General features: G+C 46.6%; 7 protein-coding genes. 2 read left to right on the top strand and 5 right to left on the bottom strand.

Going from position 1 to position 8,486, the window contains the following annotated elements; genetic code table 11:
- Positions 1 to 107: 107 nt before the first annotated feature.
- From IQ270_RS25665 to IQ270_RS25655, 3 genes are all read right to left on the bottom strand, one after another.
- Positions 108 to 1,193, bottom strand: coding sequence for a DUF3474 domain-containing protein (locus IQ270_RS25665; protein ID WP_193975994.1), 1,086 nt, complete (start codon positions 1,191 to 1,193; stop codon positions 108 to 110).
- 442 nt (positions 1,194 to 1,635) lie between these two features.
- Positions 1,636 to 3,102, bottom strand: a complete 1,467-nt coding sequence (gene purF, locus IQ270_RS25660; protein ID WP_193975993.1) for an amidophosphoribosyltransferase — start codon at positions 3,100 to 3,102, stop codon at positions 1,636 to 1,638.
- Positions 3,103 to 3,589: 487 nt separating this feature from the next.
- Positions 3,590 to 3,826 carry a hypothetical protein gene (locus IQ270_RS25655; RefSeq protein ID WP_193975992.1) on the bottom strand — a complete coding sequence of 79 codons (237 nt, stop codon included), beginning with the start codon at positions 3,824 to 3,826 and terminating at the stop codon, positions 3,590 to 3,592.
- An 88-nt stretch (positions 3,827 to 3,914) separates the two neighbouring features.
- Here IQ270_RS25655 and IQ270_RS25650 point away from each other — a divergent pair, with 88 nt between their 5' ends.
- A complete protein-coding gene (locus IQ270_RS25650; RefSeq protein ID WP_193975991.1) occupies positions 3,915 to 4,430 on the top strand; it encodes a GNAT family N-acetyltransferase in 516 nt (171 codons plus the stop codon).
- A gap of 6 nt (positions 4,431 to 4,436) precedes the next feature.
- Here the strand turns inward: IQ270_RS25650 and IQ270_RS25645 are convergent, their stop codons facing one another.
- Both IQ270_RS25645 and purL read right to left on the bottom strand, forming a co-directional pair.
- On the bottom strand, positions 4,437 to 4,745 hold the full coding sequence (locus IQ270_RS25645; protein ID WP_228056697.1) for a type II toxin-antitoxin system ParD family antitoxin: 309 nt from the start codon (positions 4,743 to 4,745) through the stop codon (positions 4,437 to 4,439).
- A gap of 798 nt (positions 4,746 to 5,543) precedes the next feature.
- Positions 5,544 to 8,105, bottom strand: coding sequence for a phosphoribosylformylglycinamidine synthase subunit PurL (purL, locus tag IQ270_RS25640; RefSeq protein ID WP_193975990.1), 2,562 nt, complete (start codon positions 8,103 to 8,105; stop codon positions 5,544 to 5,546).
- 135 nt (positions 8,106 to 8,240) lie between these two features.
- Here purL and IQ270_RS25635 point away from each other — a divergent pair.
- The coding region (locus tag IQ270_RS25635) for a pentapeptide repeat-containing protein (RefSeq protein WP_193975989.1) at positions 8,241 to 8,486 on the top strand (246 nt) is incomplete at its 3' end.

Raw genomic sequence — 8,486 nt, 5'->3', positions numbered from 1 at the left:
GGGGTGGGCTTCTAGCCCGCCCCAAATATGTAGCTCAAATGTTATGAATAAAAAACCCGGTTTATTTAAGAAGCCGGGTTTTTAGGTATTCTATTGTTGATTAGAAGTTACTTAACTTCAGTAGATTTCCGAGAGTTAGGCGATTCGTAGTAAACTCCAGAACCTGTATCCGAGACAAAATGACAATCCCAGTAAGAGCGAATAAAGCTCTTCCAAATTGGATCGGTTGACTTGCGATAATAATCGCCCAACAGTGGCTTGATGGCTTCTGTGGCTTCCTTCAAGTGATAGTGCGGCATTGTCGAGAAAATGTGGTGGGCTACGTGGGTGCCGATGTCGTGATGGATGGAATTGATGATTCCGTAGTCGCGATCGATCGTCGATAGCGCACCTTTCAAGAAATACCAGTCATCTCCGCGATACCAAGGAATATCGGCTTCTGTGTGGTGCAGGAATGTTACCAAATCCAGCCACATTACGAAGATTACGTAGGGAACCAGGTAGAACTTCAGTAAAAACAGCCAACCAAATTGGTAGGTTAATGCGCCTAAAAAGCCTACCATCAATACTAAGGATGCGGAACTCGTCAATACATCCCATTTTTCGGAGGGACGGAAAATCGGGCTACCGGGCATGAAGTGAGAACCGGCTCGATCGGGCGATCGCCGAAACAGATAAATTGGATAAGCAAATAACATCAAATAAAAGCGTCCCAGCTTCTCGTACCAGGGCATTTGATTGTATTTGCTCTCCGACACTGGATACCAGCTTTCATCGTTATCCAAGCTGCCTGTATTGGCGTGGTGGGTTCTGTGGCTGATCCGCCAACCGTGGAATGGTACGAGAATGGGTGCGTGGGAGAGGTGTCCGATCAGGTTGTTGAGCCATTTGCTCTTAGAAAATGAACCGTGCCCGCAGTCGTGGCCGACTACAAACAATGCCCAAAACATGGTTCCCTGCATCAACCAGAAGATTGGATAAAATAACCAGGAATCGAGGCTGTAGGCGATCGCGTACAAGCCTGCGATGATGCCAAGATCCAAAAAGAAATAAGCTAGAGATCTCCAAGCCGAGGGTTCAAAACAATGGGCTGGAATGGCTGCTTTGACATCAGCAAGAGTAAAAGGTAACTCTTTTGTACGAGAGGATGAGCTTTTATTGCTCGGCGGATTGACAACAGTATTTGATTGCACGAAGTTTCCGATTTAAGCTGACTTGAGAAACCGCATTCCGCCTTTTAACATTCACTTTTGGCTCGCCTGGAGCCCTATTTTTTACTCTGCAAGGGTTTCTAAAGTTCTTTAGTTCGCACGAACATCCCACCGCGATTCTCAACCAAGTTGGCTTGTAGAATACTTGTGCGGGAAAAATTAGTGCGATCGACCCTGTTATCCTAAAAAAATCTCATGTGTCCGTTGTTGGTGCGAAATGCGACTTCTATCTGAAAGTGCACTTCTGGAGGCACTACCTCCAGTCCGCCAATGGCAGAGCTAAGTTAATTTAACATTTCTACACACACTCTGGCAACAAGTTATAGTCAAAGGAAGAGGAGGAAATTGGGAATTGGGAATTGGGCCCAGCGAAGCGGCATTGTTAGCTGTTGACTGACAACCGTCAACCGTCAACTGACTGCTTCTAGGTTGCAGCTTTTTCTAATATGAGCTTAGACCGTTTTACCACTTCTGGAACGTCGATCGGATAATCGCCAGTGAAACAAGCAGAACAAAAACTCATCGGGTCTTCGTTAGTCGCCTTCAGCATTCCATCCCAACTCAAGAAAGCCAAGGAATCCACCTCTATTTGGGTGGCGATTTCGGCGACTGACTTGGTAGCAGCAATCAACTGATCTTGATTGTCGGTGTCGATACCGTAGAAACAAGGATGAGTCACCGGCGGCGAGGAAATTCTCATGTGAACGGAGGTCGCGCCCGCATCCCGCAAGGCTTTAACTATTTTGCGGCTGGTAGTGCCGCGCACGATCGAATCGTCGATAATAATTACCCGCTTTCCGTCCAACACATCTCTGAGAGGGTTGAGTTTCATGCGGATTCCCGACTCCCGCATTGTCTGAGTCGGTTGAATAAAAGTGCGCCCGACGTAGCGATTTTTAATTAATCCTTCGGCGTAAGGAATGCCCGTAGCTTGAGAAAAGCCGATCGCCGCCGGGATGCCAGAATCGGGAACGCCGATGACTATATCAGCATCAGCGGGAGATTCGGCAGCCAACGTCCGCCCGAGCCGCAGTCGGTAGCTGTACAAACTTTCACCTTCCATCTGGCTGTCTGGTCGAGCAAAATAGATCATTTCAAAGATGCAAAGTTTGCGCTTCTGCTGCTTGCTCCAGTGGAAGGAAGCCATACCTTCCTCTGTAATCCAAACTAATTCCCCCGGTTCTACATCCCGCAAAAATTCAGCACCGATAATATCCAAGCCGCAAGTTTCCGACGCTAAAACGTACCGTACCGGAGTTGTGGGGAGAGTGCCAATTACCAGCGGGCGGACGCCGTGGGGATCGCGGGCTCCCATCACGCCGATCGGGGTGGCGACCGTCAAACTAAAAGCTCCCCGGCACATATTAAAAGCACTGATTGCTGCTTCCAGCCAGTCTTTGCCCTTGTCTACTTCCGAACCGATCGCCACGGCGATCGCCTCTGAATCCGTCGAGCTGACAAACTCGCAGTTGCGAGACAGCAATTCTTGCCGCAATTCTTTAGTATTGACAAGATTCCCGTTATGTGCTAAAGCCAGACTTCCCAAACGAGTTTCGACAACCACAGGTTGAGCGTTGATCGCCCGCGACGATCCGGTAGTAGAGTAGCGAGTGTGACCTATGGCTAAGTTACCGGGCAAATGATCTAAATTCGATTCGTTAAAAACTTGCGAAACTAGTCCCATATCTTTGTGCAGGTGGACTGTTTCACCCTCAAAGGTGGCAATTCCTGCTGATTCCTGACCCCGGTGCTGCAAGGCATACAAACCAAAGTAGGTCAACTTGGCGACATCTTCACCCGGTGCGTAGATACCGAAAACGCCGCAAGCTTCCTCTGGCTTGTCGGGTTTGCTAGAATGCTCGTCAGCCTCGAAGGAATGGTTGGGAATCATAGATGGGTGGGTTCCTAATGGGGAAGGTGAGTTAGGGGGACAGTTTCAGCGGGAATTCTTGTTGGCGAAAGCCCTGCATAACTTAACATTGCCTTAATCTTGCCACGGAGCTGTCATTATTTCCAACTCGTATAGCATTTCCGACAGCAGCGATGCGGCGTTTAATGGCATTGTAGTATCTGATCGCCCAGATTTGCGATCGTAACATTTATTTAGGGACGGCGATGATCGGGCGAGCGAGCGATCGGCGATTGTCAAACTTTCGTCCGCACAGCGCGAGACTGAAGAGAACGGCAATCGTGCAGTGCAAAACAACTTATAAACTTGCTTGATGCGCTTTTTCAAATATTAGAATTTAAGGGCGATCGAGCCTTGACTTTTTTAGGGAATTCACCTACTATATCATCATGGGAATCTGTGCGGCCATATAAACTCATTTTTGGGCGCGATCGAGTTATGTCAATTCCATTTCAACAAAATATTCAGGTCACAAACAGGCTGAGCTATCAATCAGTGAAAATGTGCGATCGGCGATCGACATTACAACTATAATTACTAGCATAAAATATGGAAACTCTGCTGTTAACAGTCGTAATTCTTTTGCAACTCGTGCTAATCTTTTTAATTCTACAGCGCGAGTACCAGTTGTTGCCAGAAGGTTTCGGTGTTCGAGGACAATCTCAACTTTCAAAGGCAACAGCCCAGAAACAAAGCGCAAGTTCAAAAAATTTATGGGATAACCCACCAGCAGCATCAGAAGAACTCAAGTTAACTGTTGCTGAATTTAAGGATAACTATAACAGGAGTGAACCGTGGGATGGAGATTTTGCAGCCTGAAAAATTTTCCTACTCTACAAAGAGAGGAGTTTGACTGTGGAGACGAGGAAATTAATAATTATCTGAAAAATCTAGTGGAAACGGCTGATGAAGCTGGTTTTTCTAGAACTTTTTTGATGATTGTGGAACCTGGAGAGGCAAAAGTTTCTGGATTCTATACTCTTAGTGCCTCAACAATTCCTGTAAAAGAATTGCCAGATGAATACAAGCAACCCCTTCCTTTCCCGATTCCTGCTATCTTGATAGGACAGTTTGCAATCAATAGGGCGTGGCAAGGGCAAGGGCAAGGAGTAAGTCGCCAACTTTTAGCAGATGCCTATCGTCGAATTTGCTTGCTATTTGAACAAGAAATTATTGGATTTCAGGCGATTAGAGTTGATACTAGAAACGAAGAGGCAAAAGCATTTTGGTTGAAACAGGGTTTTGTGCCTTTTAGAAAAACTCAGCGTTCTCTATTTCTGCCAGTTCGGACTATTCTGAGAGAATTATAAATGTAGTCATAAAAATAGAAATTCAACCTGCAAAGCTGGTTTTGTTTGTGTAGACGCGGTTTCAACCGCCGGGTCTAAAGATTGAAAATCATTCACCAATTGGGCGCGTTTTTGCTCCCACCAATTATCCGTAATCTCTATAGAATTGCCACTATCCAAACCAGCCAACAATAACGACTCAACTCGCGCGGCTCTTGCTTGTTCTTGGCGAATTAGGTGCAAGATGTATTCCGCTGCATTATTATAGCCTTTGATTGCCACTTGTTCGTTAATAAAATTTTGAATTGAATCGGGAAGAGGAAGATTGAGGGTCATATTTTTTGTCCTTCCTGATGTGCGACTTTGGCATATTTTAACGAAAATAAACCAGGTTTGATCGATTTCCGTTATTGTAGGGTGCGTCGCTGCGAGATTGTTGATTTGATTTACAGATTTGAGATGGCGACGCACCTGACTATTGTGTGGTGCGTCGCTGCGAGATTGTTGATTGGATTTACAGATTGTCGATGCGACGCACCCTACGGCTAATTAGTTTTTGTAGGGTGCGTCGCTGCGAGATTGTTGATTTGATTTGCAGATTTGAGATGGCGACGCACCTGACTATTGTGTGGTGCGTCGCTGCGAGATTGTTGATTTGATTTACAGATTGTCGATGCGACGCACCCTACGGCTAATTAGTTTTTGTAGGGTGCGTCGCTGCGAGATTGTTGATTTGATTTGCAGATTTGAGATGGCGACGCACCTGACTATTGTGTGGTGCGTCGCTGCGAGATTGTTGATTTGATTTACAGATTGTCGATGCGACGCACCCTACGGCTAATTAGTTTTTGTAGGGTGCGTCGCTGCGAGATTGTTGATTTGATTTGCAGATTTGAGATGGCGACGCACCTGACTATTGTGTGGTGCGTCGCTGCGAGATTGTTGATTTGATTTGCAGATTGTCGATGCGACGCACCCTACGGCTAATTAGTTTTTGTAGGGTGCGTCGCTGCGAGATATTCGATGAAATTTGTAGATTTGAGATGGTGACGCACCTGACTATTGTGTGGTGCGTCGGTGTGAGATTTTTGATTTGATTTACAGATTGTTTCGGGCGACGCACCCTACGGCTAATTAGACAGATCCAATTCGACGCTCGATCGCATTATAGAACCGATCGCGCATATCACCCATCCCCACCTCAATCAACCCTAGATTATCCGCACTCACCACCCGCATAGGCGAATCAGCACCCCCAACCACACCGATTTTCTGCCACATTTTTGGCAAATTTTCTTGCAGGTAAGCTTCCCAAATTCCTTGATTTTTCGGTGCGACAGAAACAATAATACAATTGCCCATTTCACCAAACAACATTTCATCCCAACGGCCGACATTTGCCGAATTACAACTGAGATGAATTTCTGCACCCATTTTAGCAGAGATACAGCATTCCGCGAGGGCGATCGCCATTCCACCTTCCGCACAATCGTGGGCTGAACCTACCCAACCGCTGCGAATTCCATCCCGACAAACCGACTGTACTTTTCTTTCTAACTCAAAATCTATCCTTGGCGGTTTCCCAGCGACAATCCCGTGAATTGCCGCTAAATATTCCGAACCTCCCAAAGTAGGAGAAGTTTTCATTTTTGAGTTTTCAGATAACAATTCGGAGTTTTGAGATGATTCACCAATTCCCAACAGATAAATTAAATCACCTTTTTTGAGCCAAGCTTGACCAGAAATCTTCTTCAAATCGGGAATTAACCCCACCATTCCGATTACCGGAGTCGGATAAATTGGTACAGGATTTCCCCCAGCATCAACAGTTTCATTGTAAAGAGAAACATTGCCGCCAGTTACAGGCGTTCCCAACTCTCGACAAGCCTCAGCAATGCCGTGACAAGCTGATGCTAACTGCCAATATCCTACAGGCTTTTCAGGACTGCCAAAATTCAAATTATCAGTAACTGCAATGGGTTCAGCACCCACACAACTTAAATTTCTCGCTGCTTCCGCTACGACTGCTTTTGCACCTTCATAAGGATCGAGATAAACGTAGCGAGAATTGCAATCAACAGTTGCAGCAACTCCAGGAATCATCCCCATCGGCGCTTCCTTCTTGCTAAGAGGGGGATATTTTTTGGGAGTTTGCCTACCTTGTGCCTTGGTAAATAGAGGAATTACCTCTTCTTCCTGTTTGCTTTCGGAAGCTATAGAAACAGCATTTTTTCTCTGTAGATCCCCCTTAGCAAAGGGGTGTACTTCTAGCCCGTTAGCAAGGGAAGATTGGCAGGGTTCTAGCGGACGCAATCGAACCACCGCAGCATCAGCACCTCCGGGTAAAACAACTGTATTGTTTTGCACTTGATGGTCATATTGGCGATACACCCAGCGTTTAGAAGCGATGGTGGGAGTATCTAAAAGTTGCAATAAAATTTGATTCCAAGTTTGGAAATTGCCGTTAATTTTGATGCCTGTAACTGTGGATTCTGGCAGCGAATCCGCCGTCCATTCCCATGCTTTTTTAGCATATTCGGGCGGTTCTGTCAACAGTTCTCTGTGATAAATTGGGGTATTATCTGCTAAAGCAGTTGCGGTAATTTCGGCAGCAATTTCGCCTTTAAACAGAATTCGGACGATCGGCTTTTCGATCACTGTACCCGCGACTACGGCGTGTAATCCCCATCTGTGAAAAATATCGATTAATTCCTGTTCCCGTCCTTTTTGTGCTACGAACAGCATCCGTTCTTGCGATTCTGAAAGCAGGTATTCGTAGGGAACCATGCCGCTTTCTCGGACGGGAACTTTGTCTAGATCGAATTCAATTCCGACACCACCTTTGGCGGCCATTTCTGATGTGGAACAGGTGATTCCGGCTGCACCCATGTCTTGGGCGGCGACGACTGCGCCGGTTTTGAATGCTTCTAAACAAGCTTCAATTAAGGATTTTTCTAAGAATGGATCTCCTACTTGGACTGCTGGGCGATCGTCCATTGATTTGTCGGTCAATTCTGCACTGGCAAAACTCGCTCCTCCCATGCCATCTCGCCCGGTGGTGGAACCGACGTAAAGCACGGGATTTCCGATTCCTGAAGCGCCGGATTTGACTATTTCTTGAGTTTCCATTAAACCCAAGGCCATGACGTTAACTAATGGGTTGCCGGAATAGGCGGGATCGAAGTAAACTTCGCCGCCAACTGTGGGTACTCCGATGCAATTGCCATAATGGGAAATTCCTGATACTACGCCTTTGAATAATCTCTGAGTTTTGCTATCATCTAAGTTGCCGAAACGCAGGGAGTTTAAAAGTGCGATCGGGCGCGCACCCATTGTGAAGATGTCGCGGAGAATCCCGCCAACGCCGGTTGCTGCACCTTGGAAGGGTTCGACTGCTGAGGGGTGGTTGTGGGATTCAATTTTGAAGGCGAGTTGCAAGCCTTGTCCCAAGTCTACAACGCCGGCATTTTCTCCCGGCCCGACGAGGATGCGATCGCCCTGTGTGGGAAACTGTTTTAATAGCGGCCGCGAGTTCTTGTAGCAGCAGTGTTCGCTCCACATCACGCCGAACATTCCCAATTCAGCTTTGTTGGGGTGGCGGTCGAGACGCTGAACGATTTCTTCGTATTCTTCAGGTGTGAGTCTTTCACCGGCAATTTGTTCGGGGGAAAATGGGGATTCGGAGATGGGAGACATGGGAACTCGTTATAAACCACAGGCTTTATTCTAAATGCCCTGTGCTTGGTTAATCTAAAATCTATAATCTAAAATCTACAATCCTAGGTCTTTGGGTTGTGAATCAAAAATCAAAAATCAAAAATCAAAAATCGAATGACTTTACCTCGAAATCTCAATTTTGCTAACCAAAATTTGCGGAACCGTTCTTTTAAAGGGCTTGACTTGTCTGGGGCGAATTTTAGCGGTTGCGATATTCGAGGCTGCAATTTCACCGGGGCGATTTTGAGAGGGGCAAATTTTCAGGGTGTCAGAACCGGACAAAGTCGCCGGCGGGTGAGAAATTTGATTGCTAGGGCTGGGGTAGCGGCGGTGACAGTGACGGCGGCGGGGGCTTTGATG

It is taken from the genome of Microcoleus sp. LEGE 07076 (genome assembly GCF_015207455.1).
Lineage (GTDB): Bacteria > Cyanobacteriota > Cyanobacteriia > Cyanobacteriales > Microcoleaceae > Microcoleus.
The sequence above is the reverse complement of the archived record's forward strand: the minus strand, read 5'-3'. Positions and strand labels throughout refer to the sequence as shown.

Coding starts and splice junctions, on each gene's coding strand:
- purL (WP_193975990.1), bottom strand. CDS start 8,105: ATGTCTCCCATCTCCGAATCCCCATTTTCCCCCGAACAAATTGCCGGT.
- IQ270_RS25645 (WP_228056697.1), bottom strand. CDS start 4,745: ATGACCCTCAATCTTCCTCTTCCCGATTCAATTCAAAATTTTATTAAC.
- purF (WP_193975993.1), bottom strand. CDS start 3,102: ATGATTCCCAACCATTCCTTCGAGGCTGACGAGCATTCTAGCAAACCC.